The sequence below is a fragment of the Candidatus Electronema sp. JC genome (assembly GCF_048287365.2).
In the GTDB taxonomy this organism is placed as follows: Bacteria; Desulfobacterota; Desulfobulbia; order Desulfobulbales; family Desulfobulbaceae; genus Electronema.
Genome location: NZ_JBLWEM020000047.1, coordinates 19,318 through 34,446 on the forward strand (window position 1 = coordinate 19,318; position 15,129 = coordinate 34,446).

22 protein-coding genes are annotated in these 15,129 nt (G+C 58.4%); 4 read left to right on the top strand and 18 right to left on the bottom strand.

The genetic code is table 11. The features are described from left to right. Positions 1 to 98 precede the first annotated feature (98 nt). Both fabL and ACNKH3_RS07710 read left to right on the top strand, forming a co-directional pair. On the top strand, positions 99 to 851 hold the full coding sequence (fabL, locus tag ACNKH3_RS07705; RefSeq protein ID WP_420208812.1) for an enoyl-[acyl-carrier-protein] reductase FabL: 753 nt from the start codon (positions 99 to 101) through the stop codon (positions 849 to 851). An 11-nt stretch (positions 852 to 862) separates the two neighbouring features. Then, positions 863 to 1,486, top strand: coding sequence for a hypothetical protein (locus ACNKH3_RS07710; RefSeq protein ID WP_420208813.1), 624 nt, complete (start codon positions 863 to 865; stop codon positions 1,484 to 1,486). Here ACNKH3_RS07710 and ACNKH3_RS07715 read toward each other — a convergent pair whose 3' ends face one another. After that, entirely contained in the window at positions 1,487 to 2,152 is a 666-nt protein-coding gene (locus ACNKH3_RS07715) for an SGNH/GDSL hydrolase family protein (protein WP_420208814.1), read from the bottom strand. Then, entirely contained in the window at positions 2,149 to 2,982 is an 834-nt protein-coding gene (locus tag ACNKH3_RS07720) for a hypothetical protein (RefSeq protein ID WP_417915808.1), read from the bottom strand. The genes ACNKH3_RS07715 and ACNKH3_RS07720 overlap by 4 nt, the downstream gene beginning before the upstream one ends. A 129-nt stretch (positions 2,983 to 3,111) precedes the next feature. Here ACNKH3_RS07720 and ACNKH3_RS07725 point away from each other — a divergent pair, with 129 nt between their 5' ends. Continuing rightward, the gene (locus ACNKH3_RS07725) at positions 3,112 to 5,055 is read left to right on the top strand and encodes an acyltransferase family protein (RefSeq protein ID WP_417915807.1); all 1,944 of its coding nucleotides are present in this window, start codon (positions 3,112 to 3,114) and stop codon (positions 5,053 to 5,055) included. Between the two features lie 112 nt (positions 5,056 to 5,167). Here the strand turns inward: ACNKH3_RS07725 and extJ are convergent, their stop codons facing one another. The 13 genes from extJ to ACNKH3_RS07790 form a co-directional block, all read right to left on the bottom strand. After that, positions 5,168 to 5,371, bottom strand: coding sequence for a selenite/tellurite reduction operon protein ExtJ (extJ, locus tag ACNKH3_RS07730; protein ID WP_420208815.1), 204 nt, complete (start codon positions 5,369 to 5,371; stop codon positions 5,168 to 5,170). A 116-nt stretch (positions 5,372 to 5,487) separates the two neighbouring features. Continuing rightward, the gene (locus tag ACNKH3_RS07735) at positions 5,488 to 5,982 is read right to left on the bottom strand and encodes a TlpA family protein disulfide reductase (protein ID WP_417915805.1); all 495 of its coding nucleotides are present in this window, start codon (positions 5,980 to 5,982) and stop codon (positions 5,488 to 5,490) included. Between the two features lie 101 nt (positions 5,983 to 6,083). Then, entirely contained in the window at positions 6,084 to 6,656 is a 573-nt protein-coding gene (locus ACNKH3_RS07740) for a UbiX family flavin prenyltransferase (protein ID WP_417917251.1), read from the bottom strand. Further along, positions 6,653 to 7,420 carry a ubiquinone/menaquinone biosynthesis methyltransferase gene (locus ACNKH3_RS07745; RefSeq protein WP_417917250.1) on the bottom strand — a complete coding sequence of 256 codons (768 nt, stop codon included), beginning with the start codon at positions 7,418 to 7,420 and terminating at the stop codon, positions 6,653 to 6,655. The genes ACNKH3_RS07740 and ACNKH3_RS07745 overlap by 4 nt, the downstream gene beginning before the upstream one ends. Positions 7,421 to 7,424: 4 nt before the next feature. Then, entirely contained in the window at positions 7,425 to 8,261 is an 837-nt protein-coding gene (locus tag ACNKH3_RS07750) for a menaquinone biosynthetic enzyme MqnA/MqnD family protein (protein WP_417917249.1), read from the bottom strand. Further along, the gene (locus ACNKH3_RS07755) at positions 8,258 to 8,800 is read right to left on the bottom strand and encodes a very short patch repair endonuclease (RefSeq protein ID WP_417917248.1); all 543 of its coding nucleotides are present in this window, start codon (positions 8,798 to 8,800) and stop codon (positions 8,258 to 8,260) included. The genes ACNKH3_RS07750 and ACNKH3_RS07755 overlap by 4 nt, the downstream gene beginning before the upstream one ends. Before the next feature lie 3 nt (positions 8,801 to 8,803). Then, entirely contained in the window at positions 8,804 to 9,322 is a 519-nt protein-coding gene (locus ACNKH3_RS07760) for a lipocalin family protein (RefSeq protein WP_420208826.1), read from the bottom strand. A gap of 33 nt (positions 9,323 to 9,355) precedes the next feature. Then, positions 9,356 to 10,114, bottom strand: coding sequence for a hypothetical protein (locus tag ACNKH3_RS07765; RefSeq protein WP_420208816.1), 759 nt, complete (start codon positions 10,112 to 10,114; stop codon positions 9,356 to 9,358). Positions 10,115 to 10,379: 265 nt separating this feature from the next. After that, complete coding sequence (locus ACNKH3_RS07770; RefSeq protein ID WP_420208817.1) at positions 10,380 to 10,520, bottom strand: hypothetical protein; 141 nt, start codon at positions 10,518 to 10,520, stop codon at positions 10,380 to 10,382. Positions 10,521 to 10,562: 42 nt separating this feature from the next. Continuing rightward, positions 10,563 to 11,327: an FAD-dependent oxidoreductase gene (locus tag ACNKH3_RS07775; RefSeq protein ID WP_420208818.1), complete on the bottom strand. Its 765-nt coding sequence runs from the start codon at positions 11,325 to 11,327 to the stop codon at positions 10,563 to 10,565. Continuing rightward, a complete protein-coding gene (locus tag ACNKH3_RS07780; RefSeq protein ID WP_420208819.1) occupies positions 11,269 to 11,493 on the bottom strand; it encodes a hypothetical protein in 225 nt (74 codons plus the stop codon). Before ACNKH3_RS07780 ends, ACNKH3_RS07775 begins: the two co-directional genes overlap by 59 nt. 30 nt (positions 11,494 to 11,523) lie before the next feature. Then, entirely contained in the window at positions 11,524 to 12,852 is a 1,329-nt protein-coding gene (locus ACNKH3_RS07785; RefSeq protein WP_420208820.1) for an ATP-binding protein, read from the bottom strand. A 76-nt stretch (positions 12,853 to 12,928) separates the two neighbouring features. Next, a complete protein-coding gene (locus tag ACNKH3_RS07790) occupies positions 12,929 to 13,534 on the bottom strand; it encodes a fibronectin type III domain-containing protein (protein WP_420208821.1) in 606 nt (201 codons plus the stop codon). Positions 13,535 to 13,826: 292 nt separating this feature from the next. Between ACNKH3_RS07790 and ACNKH3_RS07795 the strand changes: the two genes are divergently transcribed. Next, a complete protein-coding gene (locus ACNKH3_RS07795; RefSeq protein ID WP_420208822.1) occupies positions 13,827 to 13,955 on the top strand; it encodes a hypothetical protein in 129 nt (42 codons plus the stop codon). Between the two features lie 21 nt (positions 13,956 to 13,976). Here the strand turns inward: ACNKH3_RS07795 and ACNKH3_RS07800 are convergent, their stop codons facing one another. Genes ACNKH3_RS07800 through ACNKH3_RS07810 form a run of 3 tightly spaced genes read right to left on the bottom strand, consistent with a single transcriptional unit; the run spans position 13,977 to position 14,972 of the window. Continuing rightward, positions 13,977 to 14,441 (bottom strand): DUF3368 domain-containing protein, encoded by a 465-nt coding sequence (locus ACNKH3_RS07800; RefSeq protein ID WP_420208823.1) that lies wholly within the window; start codon positions 14,439 to 14,441, stop codon positions 13,977 to 13,979. Further along, positions 14,425 to 14,808 (bottom strand): UPF0175 family protein, encoded by a 384-nt coding sequence (locus ACNKH3_RS07805; protein WP_420208824.1) that lies wholly within the window; start codon positions 14,806 to 14,808, stop codon positions 14,425 to 14,427. Before ACNKH3_RS07805 ends, ACNKH3_RS07800 begins: the two co-directional genes overlap by 17 nt. Next, positions 14,808 to 14,972 (bottom strand): hypothetical protein, encoded by a 165-nt coding sequence (locus tag ACNKH3_RS07810; RefSeq protein ID WP_420208825.1) that lies wholly within the window; start codon positions 14,970 to 14,972, stop codon positions 14,808 to 14,810. Before ACNKH3_RS07810 ends, ACNKH3_RS07805 begins: the two co-directional genes overlap by 1 nt. Positions 14,973 to 15,129 lie beyond the last annotated feature (157 nt).

Here is a 15,129-nt window from a genome sequence, read left to right on the forward strand (position 1 = left end):
CGCAAGGTACATTCAGCGGCAGCAGCAGTCCTTGAACGCGCGCTGCTCCGGTCTGGCCGGCTGACAGCTGAGTGAAAGATTTTGACAGGAGATGAGGGATGTTTGATCTGCGGGGAAAAGCGGCTTTAGTTACCGGAGGATCACGCGGCATAGGGCGGGCCATAGCCCTGCGTCTGGCCGAGCATGGTGCCGACATAGTGGTGAATTATGTCCGCCACCGCAGCGATGCCGAGGAGACGGCCAAGGCGGTGGAGCGGCACGGCGTGCGCTGTCTGGTGATCAAGGCCAATGTGGCTGAGGAAAAGGATGTGCTGGCGATGTTTGAGGAGATCCGGGCGCAGTTTCAGCGGCTGGACATTCTGGTCTCGAACGCGGCCTCCGGCGTGCTCAAGCCGGCGATGGAGCTGACGCAGCGGCATTGGGACTGGGCGATGGACATCAATGCGCGGGCCATGCTCACCCTGACCCAGCAGGCGGCGCCGCTGATGGCAGCTGGCGGGCGGGTGCTGGCCATCTCCAGCCTCGGCGCGGTGCGGGCAGTGCCCAATTACACCGTGGTCGGCGCCTCCAAGGCGGCTTTGGAGTCGCTCGTGCGGCATCTGGCCGTCGAGCTTGGCCCCAGAGGCATCACGGTCAACACCATCAGCGCGGGCGTGGTGGACACTGACGCGCTGAAGAAATTCCCCAACCGCGACGAGATCATCTCGCAGTCCCTTGAGCGCACTCCCTTAGGCCGTCTGACCACCCCGGAAGATGTGGCGGATCTGGCCCTCTTCCTCTGCGGCCCCGGCGCGGCCATGATCCACGGCCAAGTGCTGGTGGTTGACGGCGGCTACGCCGTCTGCGGCTGACAAGCTCTGGCATGTCTTGGAAAATCTTCATCCTCCAGTCTGCCATCCTTGTCCTGCTGGTTTGGCTGTCAGGACAATATTTCGCCGACCAGCAGGGCGGCGGACTGAAAGATGTTCAAGAGCGGTTGGCTGCTGAAACAGCGCGGCTGCATCAGCGGTTGGACGGGCTGGAACGGCAGATCAGCAGCAGGCCGCCTGCTGATGCGGTTCAGCAAACTGCGCCGCCGGAGAATGAAGACGCGCTCGCTGCGCTGTCGCGGCGGATCGGTGCCCTTGAAACAGGGGAGCTGGAGCTGCGGCAGAAGCTGGCCGGACAGCTGAACAAGCAGCGGCTCCTGACGCAGGCCCAGCCGGAGCATCTCCGGGTGCGGAACTGGATGACGGGCCTTGACGCAGAAAAACGGGCGGAGGCGCAGGCCGCCTACCGGGAGGAGCTGGAGCGGATGCAGAGCGCTTTTCCTGCCGCCCCGGACGCGCCGCCGCCCAGTCCGGCGGCGATGCTCCGCTTGCTGGAGGAAAGCCGGGAGCGGCTGAAGCTCCGCCTGCAGGGCATCCTCAGCGGCGAGGACTATCAAGCCTTTCTCGACTCGCTGGAGGAGGGGGACATCCCCCTCGGCCTGCCGCCGCTGGACTGATCAGGAGCAGAGATAGAGGGCGTAGTACCAGTACAGCCCCATGATCCAGTAGCCGTAATAGTTGGGATGCAGCTTGTCGTAATTGTAGCCGCTGTTCCAGTAGGGTTCAATGCCGCTGTGCTGGTCGATCAGACAGATCTGGCTGTTGCCGCCCACATAGCTCTTGATGTAACTGTTGGTCGTGCCGACCTGCTTCCAGTCCGTGCCGTAGCGGGTGTCCGGGAGGATGGTGCTGACAATCGGCCTCACCCCGGCCTGCAAGGCTTTATGGGCGACATTGTAGACATTGTAGGCCACAGTGGCCGGATCCACATAGAGGAGGCTGAGGTCGTTGGTGCCTTCCAAAATCAGGACATGCGAAGGCTTGACCGCTTGCAGAACGCTGTCGATCCGGTTGATGCCTTGGAAAGTCAGATATTCTCCGGCCACGCCGTAATTATAAACGGTGCGCCCTTTCCCCTCCCAGTTCAGATAATATTGAAGAAACAGCTCGTATCCGCCGCAATTGGTGCAGCCGCCGCCGTTTTTCAGATAAGGGACTCCGGCAGTGATGCTGTCGCCGAAGGCGACGATTTTGTCTCCGGCCTGGCTGACGGCAGCTCCGTGCAGCAGGACAAAGGCCCCGATGATCAAGTTTTTACCCAAGCGGATGGCAATGCTGCTCATTTTTTAATCTCCCTGGTTTGAAATGACGCGAACTGCTCGGACACCGATTGAATCTCATGCTTCAGCCCGGCAAAGAGCGCGCCAGTCACCCAGCCTTCGGCCTGCGCAGGGAACGGCTCAATCTGCGTCCGCTGCGCAACGAAGACCTTGCCCGCCTCAGCCGGGGCTGTTTGCGGCATTGTCCGCCATGCGCCTTCATGCAGCTCAGCGGTGAAGCGGACATAGACATCCTTGTCCTTGCTGATGCCGAACCAGGACAGCCAAAGATCTTTCCCTCCGCGCAGGCCAAGGATCGGCGTGATGTCCGGGGTCTCGTTCGGCTCGTGCGCCCGCAGCGGCTTCGTCCAGCCGCCGTCCTGCCAGCTGCTGGTGTAAACATCAGCCAACTGATCATCAGCTGGCTTGGACCAAGCGATCCACGGCAGATCCTGCGGATCAATGACAATGGCCGGGGCGTAGCTCTGCTCTTTCTCCGGCCCGGCGGCGATCACCCGCCCGATCTCAGTTTTTCCCCCGCGCAGCAGCGCGTAGCGGAGCAGGCTCTCCTCCGCCTTTCGCTCCGTCCAGACAATCCAGACCGCGCCCTGCCGGTCAGCGGCGATGACCGGAGTCAAATGCAGTCCTGCCGCCACGGCCAGCTGCTGCGGCGGCTGCCAGGCCCCGTCCTGTTTGGCCGCGTAATGCAGCGTAGTGGTCTGGCTGTCCGCAGGCCGCGCCCAGACCGCGAGAACCGGCGGCTCTCCGGCAGCGCAGACCGCGCTCAGGCTGGCAGTCAAGAAGGCGGCGGCGCGGAGCCAGCTCCGGCCTGAAGAGGTTTGTTTTCCTTGCATGATGCTGCATGGTACTGAGCTGCGGAGAAAAAAACAACCTTTTTCCTGCCGCCGCGCATAGGGCTGGACAAAGCGCGGCGGATTGCGTAAACAAGGAGCAACCTTCAACCCTCGCTTTGCGCAAAGATCATGCTTCAGCGGCAGTACCGGGCCGACATTGACGGCCTGCGGGCGGCGGCAGTTCTCGCTGTCTTGCTCTATCATTTTGACTTCAAAGCCTTCTCCGGCGGCTTCACCGGAGTGGACATCTTCTTTGTCATCTCCGGCTTTCTGATCACCCAGAACATCATGGCCGACCTCAGCGGCGGCACGTTCTCCTTCGCCCGCTTCTACGCCCGGCGGGTGAAGCGGCTCTTCCCGGCCCTCTACGCGACGCTGCTTCTCAGCCTGCTGGCCAGCCACCTGCTCTTCACCCCGGAGCATCACCTTCAGTTCGGCAAGTCGCTGCTGGCCAGCCTGCTTTCGGTCTCCAACATTCTCTTCTGGAAGGAGGCAGGGTATTTCGACACGGCGGCTGAGTTCAAGCCCCTGCTGCACACGTGGTCGCTGGCCGTGGAGGAGCAGTTCTATTTTATCTGGCCCGCCATGCTTCTGCTCCTTGCCAGACTGGGGAGGAAATGGCTGCTGGCCGTCCTGCTGCTTGGCAGCGCGGCATCACTGTACTGCGCGGAACGCTGGCTGCGCAGCGATCCCTCAGGCGCCTTCTTTCTCACTCCGTTCAGGCTGGCGGAATTCGCCTGCGGCGCAGCCTTGGTCTGGCTGCCTGCGCCCCGGAGGAAATGGCTGGCCGAAATGGCTTTGGCCGCCGGTCTGCTCGGCATCAGCTGGGGCATCTTCCGCTTCAGCAAACAGACCCCGTTTCCCGGCCTGCATTCCTTGGCACCCAGCCTTGGTGCGGCGCTGATCATCTGGGGCGGTCAGGCCCCGCTGCTCGGCTGGCTGCTGCGCAACCGGCTGGCCGCCGGCATCGGTCTGATTTCCTACTCGCTCTATCTCATCCACTGGCCGCTGCTGATTTTCTACAAATACTGGAAATACAGCGAGCTGACTTTACGTGAGCGGCAGGGCCTGCTTCTGCTCTGCTTTATCTTGGCCGGGCTGTCGTGGCGGTTCATCGAGCAGCCTTTCCGCAAGGGCCGCCTCATGCCGCAGCGGCTGTTCTTTGTTCTCTGCGGCCTGACCGCCGCCTTGCTGCTTGCCGCCGGAACTGAGCTGATCCGACAGAAAGGCTTCCCTGACCGCATCAGCAGCACCTTCGTTCAAGCGCGGAACGCTGAGCAGTTCCACGTCGAACAGTTTGGCGGCAAGGGCTACTCATTCACCGGCATCCTCGGCATGAAGAAGCCGGGCAGCGACCTGATCATCACTGGTGATAGCTTTGTCCTGCAATACGCTGCCGGTCTGGACCAGCTCTTTCAGCAGCACGGCCTCACCGCCAAGCTGGCGACTGACTACGCCTGCGTCATCGGCCCGGACATCACATTCTTATACAAAGGCCAGCCGGACGAGACCTGCGCCGCGCAGACGCAGCGTTTTTTCAAACTGGCGGAAGGCAACAGCAAGCCGGTCATTTTGTCGCTGGCATGGGAATGGTACCCGGAGGGCATCTGCGACTTGAACGGGCGGCAGATCAAATTTGCTGACCACCGCGCCTTTGAAGATTTCATGATCGGCAATCTTGAGAAAATACGGGAACGAATAGGCAGGGAGCGGCCTTTTCTCATCATCGGCAACCCGCCCGGCAGCGGCAACCGCAACGGCATCATCTCCTGCCTGAGCCGCCCGAATTTTCTGCCCAACAACTGCCTTGAGACGATGGTTTTTCCACGCGAGCAGGGCATCGGTCTGGCGATCAACCAGCGGCTGCGCGACTACGCGGCGGCGGAGCCAAATGTCTGGTTCTTCGATCCCTTCGATGTCTTTTGCGGCACGGCAACCTGCGCCGCTCTTGATGTCCAGCAGAACGCCATTTGGTATTCGGACGGCGGCCATCTTTCCATTGACGGCTCGCGCAAGGCTGTGGAATTTTTCGGCCCGGAACTGCTGCAAGTGCTTCGTCCGGCGGCGCAGTGATCTTCCGCGCGCTTGCCTTTTCAATCCGTAAAAATTTGCTGCAATAAAACAAAAAAGCCGATGACATTGCTGTCACCGGCTTTTTTGCAGCGAAAAACTGCCAGCTGATTTTTCAGCAGCCCTCGACCGGCTTGTCTTCCTTCACCCGGACCTCAACCTTGTCGCCAGCCTTCAGCGCGGTGTCCTTGCAGGTGATGGTCACTTTGTCGCCGTCCACGGCATCAACGGTGCATTTCTCTGGTTTCGGCTTGGCGGCGAAAGCGGCGCCGGTGACGGCGAGAGCGGCCAGCATTGCTGCTGCGATGATCTTCTTCATGACAGTCTCCTTGAATGATTTCATGCGGCAAAACTTCCGGCACCCTGACGGCACCGAATAATATTTTCAGCTATTGTAATGCATGATGCCTGTCTTGTCAAGCTGAACTCCGCAGGTCACTTCTCCTGCATCACCTGCTCAATATCCTGCCGCAGCACCTCATGAGGCACATAGCCAGGATAATGCTTGACCACATTGCCTTTCCGGTTGACCAAAAAAGAAGTAGGAACCCCGGAAATGCCGCCGAATCCGGCCATCACGCTCTCTTCGGTCATTGCCACAGGGTAGTTTATCTTTGTCTGCTCGACCAGCTTCTTCACGATCCCGCTGCCGCCTTCGTCCACGGCGATGCCCAGCACTGAAAAGCCCTTGCTGCCCAAGTCGTTCTGCAAGGTGATGAAGTCAGGAATTTCCTCGCGGCAGGGCGGGCACCAGGTGGCGAAGAAGCTGACCAGCACGACCTTGCCCTTGAACTCCTCGCTGCTCACCTTTTTGGCGGCATCGGCGGCGGAGCTGAGTGAAAAGGAAGGCATGGCCTTGGCCGCCAAGGACGCGCCCGGCAGCAGGAGCAGGATGGCGGCCAAGGCCGCCGCTTTAATTTGCCGCATCATCAGAACACCTTCTATGAAGAATGGAAAAATCACTGTTTCTTGCATCCGCATCATTTTTACCCCCACCGGCAGTGGCTTGTCAACCCAAAGAAAGCCGCCGCTCACAGGCCCTCCCAGCGCGGCAGCCCGGCAATGCTGATGCCGAGCAGGTCGCAGAGCCGCCCGGCGAACTGGCGGGCCATAGCCGGCAAATCAGGGGGATGGAGGTAAAACGAGGGCATGGGCGGGCAGATCAGGGCACCGGCCTCATGCAGGAGCAGCATGTTGCGGAGGTGGGTGCGGTTGAGCGGGGTCTCGCGCACCGCCAGCAGCAATGGCCGCCGCTCCTTGAGGCAGACATCCGCCGCCCGGTGGATCAGATTGCCGCACCAGCCTCCAGCAACAGCTCCCAGCGTGCCGACGGTGCAGGGCAGGATCAGCATGGCCGCATAGCCGGCCGAGCCGGAGGCGGGCGGCGCGGTGAAGTCGTCAGCGGCGAACCAGCGGCGGATGCCGGGCAGTTCCTCCGGGGCCAGCCCCTGCTCCAGCCGCAGCACCTTTTTGCCGGAGTCGGAGATCACAGCGTGCAGCTCGATGTCCTCGTGTCCGGCCAGCAGCTCCAGCAGGGCGGTGACATAGAGCATTCCAGTGGCTCCAGTGACAGCGAGCAGGATGCGGCGCGGCGGTGCGGTCATGGTGTCGGTTCAGCTGAGTGTGGTTTATGGCCGATGTAGATGGAGACAATGCCAAGGGAGAGCTTCCTGCGCTCCACATGGCGGAAGCCGCTTTCCCGGAGCATGGCCAGCAGCTCCTCTGGCTCGTAGAAGGCGGCGACCGAGCGTGCCAAGTATTCGTAAGCCTCCCTGTGGCCTGAGCAGAGACCGGCGATGCGCGGCAGCAGGTGATGCAGATAGCAGTGGTACAGCGGCCTGACCAAGCGGTTGCGAGGCCGTGACAGCTCCAAGATCAACAGCCTGCCGCCGGGCCGCAGCACACGGCGCATCTCGGCCAGCCCTTGGCCGGTGCGGGCCAGATTGCGCACACCGAAGCCGACTGTGCAGGCGCAGAAGGTGTTGTCTGGCGCAGGGATGTCCTCGCTGTCGCCGCAGACCGGGAAGATGCGCTGCCGCCGCCCGTCATCAGGCAGCCTGCTCACGCCTGTCCGCAGCATGGCCTCACAGAAATCTATGGCCAGCACGGTGCGTTTTTCAGCTTGGCGGGTCAGCTCCAAGGACAGCGGCATGGTGCCTGCGCAGAGATCCAGCACCGACCCTGCTGGGAAATCCCGCAGCAGGCGCACGGTGCGCCAGCGCCAGCAGCGATCAAGCAGCAGCGAGAGCAGCGAGTTGACCAAGTCGTAACGCTGGCTGACCGTGCAGAACAACGCCCGCACGTAGTCCTTTTTCTCCTCCGCAGGCGCGGCTGCGTGCGGCGGGGAGACGGCGGCTGATTCAGGCATCTGTTCAGGCGAAGATCTTCAGCGGCAGCGCGGCCTGATCGGCCTCGCCGCGCCTGGCCAGCAGAGAGATGAACCGCTCCAGCGCCTGCTGTTTGGCCGGGCCGAGGTCGTATTCAATGGACTGGAAATACCGGCGGCAGGCTGCCTCGCTCATCGGGATGCGCGGCGCGGCCCGATGGCAGATTTCCGGCAGCCGGGCCAGCCCTTGGCGGCGGCAGTCCAGCAGGGTTTCGCGGACCGCCCGCGCCTCTTCAGCATGGCCGCGCAAAAAATCTTCGCGCACAGCGAAAACGGCGAAGACAAAAGGCAGGCCAGTCTGCTGATGCCAGCATTCACCGAGGTCAAAGCGCAGCGGCCAAGGCCGGTCCAGGTCATCGCTCAGACGCAACGCCTCGTCGCCGATAGCCAGCACAGCGGCAGGCGCGGCGGCATCGTGCTGGCGCGGCGCGAATATCTCTCCCCGCACGTACTGAGGCCGCACGTGCAGGAACTCCTCCAGAATGATCCGCAGCAGACAGGCTGAGGTGTCGGACTGGCCGGTCAGCAGGACCAGCTGGCCGCCGAGCTGCTCAGGCGGCAGGGCCGAAAAGAGGAAGACGCTGCCCACTGGCCCGGTGGCCGAGATGGAGAGATCGGCCATGATCTGGTACTGGCTTGGCCGGGCAGCGTACTCGTAGGAGGAGACGCAGCCGAGGTCGATCGCGCCTGCGGCCAGCAGGCGGTTCAGCTCCGCAGGCGGGGCCTCGATCACATCCCAGCCGGGCTGCGGTGCCCGCTCCTTCCATATCTCGTAAATCGGCGCGGTGTTGATGTATTGGACCATGCCGATGCGGGCGGTCATGGCAGCTCTCCTTGCTCTGAATCCGGTTTTCCGGCCCTGTTTTTCATATAAGCGGCCCTCTTTTTCTCCGCCAGCCGGAGAACTTGGCCGCGCTCCAAGTCGGCGGCGTATTGCCGAGGCGCGCAGCCTCCTTTCAGCTCATGGACCAGCCGCTCAAGCATCGCCAGCGGATCGCGCAAAATGTCGCATTCCCAGAGGACAATCACCCGCCAGCACTGTGATTCCAGCTCCTTGACCGCCGCTGCGTCCCGCGCCCTGTTGCGGGCGAATTTCTGCCGCCAGTAGTCCTGATTGCTGCCGGGCATCCGGGCCTTGGCGCAGTTCTCGTGCCGGTGCCAGAAGCAGCCGTGGACGAAAATCGCGGTTTTGTATTTCGGCAGAACGACATCCGGCGAGCCGGGCAGCGTCTTGTTGCTGATGCGGAAGCGGAACCCGGCCCGGTGCAGCAGCGAGCGGATGATCAGCTCCGGCTTGGTGTGCTGGCTGCGGATGCGGCTCATGTTCCATGAGCGGCGTTCTGGCGGCAGGGTGTCGGTCATGCCTCAGGGCTGCTGTTTGACGTAAATCAGCTTGCCAGTGTCAAAGCCGCGCTGCCGCGCCTGCTCGGTGAAACGGGCCAGAAGCTCCTTGTCCACAGCAGGAGCGCGCGAGAGCAGCCAGAGATAGGAATGATCCGGGCCGGAGACAAAAGCGTATTGATACTGCTCCTTGTCCAGCTCGAAGATGACGTAGGAGCCGTAGAACGGGCCGAAGAACGAGACCTTCAGATAGCCGGTGTCCGGCTCTCCGACAAAAAAAGCCTTGCCTGCCGCCTCCTTCCATTCTCCTTTGGCCGCGAGGAAGCCGCGATTTTTGACTGTCACGCCGCCGTCATCGCGCAGGGAGTATTCGGCGGTGACGCGCTCCATGCCCCGCTCAAAGGAGTGATCCAGCCGGGCGATTTCATACCATTTGCCGAGATAGCGGTTCAGCTCAAAGCCCGTCACGGGCTGGACATTTTTTGGCATTCCAAGGCAGCCGCCGAGGGTCAAGGCAGAGAGCAGGGCGAGGATTTTGCGCATTGTTTTCATAGCGGTTGTTGATTTTTTCCAAGTTTAAATATCTTGTTTATCAATCTTTTCGATATAAATCCCTGTCTTTCCATTGCAATCTATCAGATTTAGAACATAAGATTTATTATTAAATTCCACCTGTAAGATTGGTTCAGATGCTTCAAAATTAATGATTTCCCAAAATTTTTCAATTTTATCTTTGGGAAGACTCTCTATCCTGATTCTATCACCAACCTTTTTTTCTCGGCATAAAATTATAAAAAATTCATTAATTGCTCTTGGTTTCAAGAAGAGTCTTCCTGTATATTCATTTTTATGTTTTCCAGCATCACCATTCAAGCTTGGGTAAAGAATATCTACAGATTCAAGCTGGTTGACATCTGCATTGTTGCGCAATTCTTGCCATAGATTCCATCCCACTGAAACATATGCTATGTTTTCATTTATTTCATCATGCTTTGGCGTGAAAATATTGTAAATAAAGTCAATGCTGTTAGAGGTTTTCTCCAGATTTATTTCTATAGAAATCCGACTCGGAGTTTGAAAAGAGATGCTTGGCAATAATAGATCATAATTTGACAGATTTTTTTCATAGGTTCCTGCTGTTGCAGTGAATCCGACAACATATCCTAATCCGTTTTTAAAAAAGAATGTTCTTTTTATCAAATACATATTGCCGTCAAATTCTTCATTTGTAATGATTGATTTGCTTCCTGGAATCAAAGATGTTATCTCTCTTGAAGATTTTATGCTATCTTTCACACGCATCAATTCCCACTTTACAACATCTTCAAGAGACAATAAGTCTCAAAAGACGGAAAACCCTAAAGAATCTACAGAGTTTCTGCTGTACACTGAAAACGATATGACATTCTCTATAGACTGATTTTCTAATTCACTCCATACGGCAGGAATGCTCCAAATAATCGTCCATCTACTTGGCATGCTTTTCGTTACGCATTCGTAATGCAACGTCCATTCTGATGGAATCATTACAGAAAACCCTAAAGTGTCGTTGCGATAGATATTGAGTGACATTTGAATAATCTCCTTTATTAGTTCAGCACTATTTAACCTTCAACGCCGAATATGCCAGCTTACGCCTGCCAATTCCGGCGGCAAGATAGGCAAGCAACTCCTGCCATTTCTTGAGCTGGTCAAGGGCAGCCTTCGGGCTTGGGGAGACTGGTTCGTTGTCGCTGCTCATGACTCCACCTCCTCTCTCAAGCTGCTTCAGATGCCCGTTTCATCACCGCATCTCCGCCATAACCTCGCGCAGCAGCGCGTCCCGTTGTCCGCCAAGCGGCATCCGGCAGCGGATCAGGTTGGCATAGACCCCGGCCCGCTCCGCCTTGCCGAGAAAAAGCAGCCCGGCGAGGCGGTCTTGCTCAAAAATGAGCCTGCGGTAGTTGCCGCCGCAGGCTTCCGCGACAACCTCATGCCGTCCTGCCGTGCTCTTGAGCAGTCCGGCGGAGAGCAGGGGCAGTCCAGCGATTTCCGTGCTGTTCATCACGGCGAGCATGGGCGGCGCAGCGGCCTTGCCGCCGCTCATGTTGCAGCCAGCAACTCTGCCGCTGTGGACGGCATTGCTCCAAAGGCCGCTGACCGCCGTGCTGCCGTCAGCTTGATCGGTGAATTGAATCAGATCACCGGCGGCATAGATGTCAGGCGCCGAAGTGCGCATCTGCTGATCCACCACCACGCCGCGCTTGATCTCAATTCCTGACTGCGCGAGAAAGGCGATGTTCGGCTTCACGCCTGCGGCCAGCAGGACAAGGTCTGCGGCAGCTGTGCGGCCCGAAGCGAGGCGCACGCCGCTTGCCCGTCCTGCTGAAGCGGTGATTTCCACCGGCGCGTCGCTGATCAGGATCGTCATGCCCTGCTGCCGCAGACGGTCGGCGACAGCATCAGCGGCAAAGGCATCCGCCCGCAGCGGCAGAATGTGCGGCTGCTGCTCAATCACCGTGACTGCCAGCCCGGCCCGCAGCAGAGCCTCGGCAGCCTTGATGCCCACCAGCCCGCCGCCGATCACTGCGGAGAAGATAGGGGATGAGCGGACGGCAGCAGAACGGCAGCGGCTCGTCCGCCACCACCCGGATTTCCGCGTCCGGCAGATTCCGTCGCACAGCGGCCAAGCCCGACGCAGCGGCAATCGAGCCGCCCACAATCACGTAGTCCATCCTGATTTCTCCGTTTCAATACTGCGCTGTTCAGACGATCTTACCTTCTTTCACATACTCGCGCAAGATGGCCGCCTCCAGCCGCTTTGCGTCTAACGAGCCGCAGCCGTCCGCCAAGGCTTCAAGAGCGCAGTAGTGGGTCACGTTGAGGATGCCTGAACCGGTGAGTTCAAAGCGGGCGGCAATTTGCTGCCAGTTGATGTCTTCGGCAAGTTGGAGCTGGGGCGGGAAGGTCTTCTGCCAGAGCAGGCAGCGTTCTTCCGCGCTGGGTTTGGGGAAGTGGATGATGGTTTGAAAACGGCGGATGAAGGCATCGTCAATATTGCTGCGCTGGTTGGTGGCCAAGATGACCAAACCATTATATCCCTCAATCCGCTGAAGCAGATACGCGACCTCCTGATTGGCGTATTTGTCGTGCGCGTCGCGGATGTCGGTGCGCTTGCCGAACAAGGAATCCGCCTCATCAAAGAAGAGTATCCAGTTTTTATGTTCCGCCTTGTCAAAGAGCCGGGCCAAGTTTTTCTCTGTCTCGCCGATGTACTTTGACACCACCCGCGACAGGTCGATGCGGAAGACCTCCTTGCCGGTTTGCTTGCCGATCAGGGTCGCGGTCAGGGTTTTGCCGGTGCCGGGCGGGCCGTAGAACAAGGCGCGAAAGCCGGGCTTGATTTTTTTCCCCATGCCCCAGTCTTGCAGCAGCGTGTCGTTGTGCGTGATCCACGTTTCGATTTCACGAATCTGGCGCAGAGTTTTGGCGTTCAGCACCAGATCGTCCCAATCTATCCGGGTTTCGATATATTCAGCCGGAAAATCCATGCTGAAGCGCGGTTTACTCACCGTTCCGAGCGTGAGCAGCTCAACGATTTCGCTATCTAAAAGCAGCCGTCCGCTCATTGTCGGCTCGCCGTCGCGCACGGCTTCGAGCCAGAGGATGCGTTTTTGCGTGAACCAGTGTTCCGGGCTGAGAAGCTGCTGGACAGCAAGGCGTTGTTCCAAGTCATCACCGGCAAGGATGAACTGGGCGGTCTCGCCGGTGGGCAGGATGCCGCGATGATTTGTTCCTTTGATGCCGCCGAATTCCGGGAAATCGCCGCCTTCTGGCAGGTGTTCGGCGATGATCTGGCCGAAGAAATTCGGATGCAGGTGCGGGGCGAGAGCCAGCATCAGCAGGGTGAATTCCTCGCAGCCAAGGTTGCAGTTTTCGATGAACGACGACAGGGAGGACGGCCCGCCGCAGAGATTCAGCGGGCCGATGGCGAAATGTTCTTCTTGGCCGAGATGCGCCCGCAGGCGGCTGGTCACAACAGTTTTCAGCCAGTCAAGGGCAAGCTGAAGATTGGCGGCATGGGCATTGCTCATGAAATAGATGCGGCGGCGTTTGCTTTACTCTTCATTGCCGCCTCAAGAATGCGATAGCTGAACAGCAAAGCAGTCCTCACAGCACCGTCATCACCGCGTTGCTCGGCTCGCCTTCGCCCGCCTTGTTGGCCGCGATGACCCGGTACTCGAATTCCTTGCCGCGCTCCTGATTGTTCAGTGTGGCCTCGGTTTCTATGGCCATGCCCACGGTTTCCCAGTCTCCACCGGGCAGCTTGCGCCGCTCGATGCGGTAGGAGGCTAGTGCGCCGCCGTCCGCTGGAGCCTTCCAGTCCAAGGTCAGCCAGCCTGCGCCTTGACGAGGTGCCTCCAGCGAGCGGGGTTGGCCCGGCGCCTGAAGCGGGGTTTTGGCCGCCTTGCCGCTCCAGCCGAGCGCGGCGAGCTTGGCATCATTGCCGCTCACCGTGTTTTCGGCGTAGCGCAGCGCGGAACGCATCGCCGCAGTCAGGTTCTCCTGCCCGTGCTGCTTGGTCTCGGTGGACTGCTGCGCCTTTGCCTGATCCGCGACCTGCGTGTCGCCCAGATTGTTGAAGGTGTCCAGCAGGGCTTGGAGTTCTGCCGGAGTGACCGGCGGGTTGGGGAAGTCCGGGTTGTTGGTCAGCCCGGCGATGATGCTCTGGGCCAATGCCTTGATTTCCGCCTCGCGGATGGGAAAACGTGCCATGATCAGCCTCCTGTCTGTTTTCGTTTGCTTTTTTTCAGCTGCGGTTGTGCCGTCCGCTGTTTCAGATGCCGCATCTCACGCCGCATGTGTCGCAGATGAAGCTTCATCTGCGACGGATAACGCTTCATCCGCCTCAGTTGAAGCCGTATATGCCTCATCCGCAGCGTCATTCATCGCGTCTCACGCTGAAGACGGCCCAACTGAAGCGTGAGATGCCGTGGTTGCAGCGTCATCCGTCTCGTCTGCGGCTTCAGGCGCGGTGGATGAAGCCGCAGATACCCCGGAATCAGCCATGACTCATCCATTCTTGCTGGAGCTTGCCGATGTCATTCATCACCTCGTCCGCTGTCAGATTCGAGACGGGGATTCAAGCTGCAACCTCGAAAGCCCGGCGATTTGCGCCGCCTGGCTGACAGTGTGAAGGATTGTTTGTTTGTTGCCATTATTCCCCTGCCTGTTTAAGAAGGTAATCCAAGACAGACTCACTGAATCTGAAGTTTGTCTTTCTGATTTTATCGACAACAGGATGAAGCACCGTCAACAGCCCGGCCTGTTTCGCCTGCAAAAGGAGACCGAGCGTGCCGGAATATTTCAGATGAAGTCGTTCTGCAACTTTCCTTCCTTTGAGATCATCAATAATTAAGATTGACCGGTCGATTTCCAAAGATAAAGCGATGGCACTTGCTTCACCGGCATCAAGGTCCATCTCCAGCATATCTTGGTAACGTTTGTTCTCCGGGGACTTTATTTCTATCCAATCCGGCAGTTCTTCTCCGAATTCTTTTTGTATCGTCGGAGTGATATAAACTTTTTCGCAAAGACGGCGCAGCAGATGGATCTCGTCAATCTTGCCGAGAAGAATCAGGCAGCTTGTGTCAGAAATAATAATTTCAGAACTGTGCTGCATCGCGCAGGATATCCGCTGGAGGGTAATTGATCAGCGAGACATTATAATCCGCCAATATCTCAGAGAAAGCTCTTTTTGAAAGTCCGGCCAGCTCGGCAGCCTGTCCCAAAGACAGCTTCCCGGCCTCATACAGCTTTGCAGCCAAGAACCGCTTGGTTTCTCTGACATTGAGTTGCAGACGCTCCGGTATGGTTATTGTGCATTGCGGCATGATATTCAACTCCTTGTTGGTGCTCCTGTTGCTTTGCTCCGCTGCAAATCCTGCGTCAAGAACGCTGTAAATTCTGCTTTTTGTCTCTGCGGTTGCCAGGTCACCGGATTGATGGGTTTCGTTCCTCTTTTTGAGGAAGTGTTCAACAGTAATCATCATGCAATCTTGTTAATTAGCTGCCGCAACATATCGCCTGGAGAAACATCTGGCACATCGAACTTCACATTATCAAGCGAGATGTTGAGCGGTTGTCCTTCCTTGTAGTGGATAGGGAAACGCACACCAAACTCCAAATTAGAGCCGAGTTCGTAGGCGGCCAACTTCCAAGTGTTGTCGTATAGCCGTAGCACAATAAATTGACTATAAACATGGCTGCTGAAAAATCTCATCTGTCGAACAGCCAAGTTTTCTTCTGAGTGCCTTTGCTTGCGCCCATTTATGCTCTATGGGGTTCAAATCAGGAGAATATGGCGGAAG

Coding starts and splice junctions, on each gene's coding strand:
- fabL (WP_420208812.1), top strand. CDS start 99: ATGTTTGATCTGCGGGGAAAAGCGGCTTTAGTTACCGGAGGATCACGC.
- ACNKH3_RS07710 (WP_420208813.1), top strand. CDS start 863: ATGTCTTGGAAAATCTTCATCCTCCAGTCTGCCATCCTTGTCCTGCTG.
- ACNKH3_RS07715 (WP_420208814.1), bottom strand. CDS start 2,152: ATGAGCAGCATTGCCATCCGCTTGGGTAAAAACTTGATCATCGGGGCC.
- ACNKH3_RS07720 (WP_417915808.1), bottom strand. CDS start 2,982: ATGCAAGGAAAACAAACCTCTTCAGGCCGGAGCTGGCTCCGCGCCGCC.
- ACNKH3_RS07725 (WP_417915807.1), top strand. CDS start 3,112: ATGCTTCAGCGGCAGTACCGGGCCGACATTGACGGCCTGCGGGCGGCG.
- extJ (WP_420208815.1), bottom strand. CDS start 5,371: ATGAAGAAGATCATCGCAGCAGCAATGCTGGCCGCTCTCGCCGTCACC.
- ACNKH3_RS07735 (WP_417915805.1), bottom strand. CDS start 5,982: ATGATGCGGCAAATTAAAGCGGCGGCCTTGGCCGCCATCCTGCTCCTG.
- ACNKH3_RS07740 (WP_417917251.1), bottom strand. CDS start 6,656: ATGACCGCACCGCCGCGCCGCATCCTGCTCGCTGTCACTGGAGCCACT.
- ACNKH3_RS07745 (WP_417917250.1), bottom strand. CDS start 7,420: ATGCCTGAATCAGCCGCCGTCTCCCCGCCGCACGCAGCCGCGCCTGCG.
- ACNKH3_RS07750 (WP_417917249.1), bottom strand. CDS start 8,261: ATGACCGCCCGCATCGGCATGGTCCAATACATCAACACCGCGCCGATT.
- ACNKH3_RS07755 (WP_417917248.1), bottom strand. CDS start 8,800: ATGACCGACACCCTGCCGCCAGAACGCCGCTCATGGAACATGAGCCGC.
- ACNKH3_RS07760 (WP_420208826.1), bottom strand. CDS start 9,322: ATGCGCAAAATCCTCGCCCTGCTCTCTGCCTTGACCCTCGGCGGCTGC.
- ACNKH3_RS07770 (WP_420208817.1), bottom strand. CDS start 10,520: ATGAGCAGCGACAACGAACCAGTCTCCCCAAGCCCGAAGGCTGCCCTT.
- ACNKH3_RS07780 (WP_420208819.1), bottom strand. CDS start 11,493: ATGGACTACGTGATTGTGGGCGGCTCGATTGCCGCTGCGTCGGGCTTG.
- ACNKH3_RS07785 (WP_420208820.1), bottom strand. CDS start 12,852: ATGAGCAATGCCCATGCCGCCAATCTTCAGCTTGCCCTTGACTGGCTG.
- ACNKH3_RS07790 (WP_420208821.1), bottom strand. CDS start 13,534: ATGGCACGTTTTCCCATCCGCGAGGCGGAAATCAAGGCATTGGCCCAG.
- ACNKH3_RS07795 (WP_420208822.1), top strand. CDS start 13,827: ATGACTCATCCATTCTTGCTGGAGCTTGCCGATGTCATTCATCACCTC.
- ACNKH3_RS07800 (WP_420208823.1), bottom strand. CDS start 14,441: ATGCAGCACAGTTCTGAAATTATTATTTCTGACACAAGCTGCCTGATT.
- ACNKH3_RS07805 (WP_420208824.1), bottom strand. CDS start 14,808: ATGATTACTGTTGAACACTTCCTCAAAAAGAGGAACGAAACCCATCAA.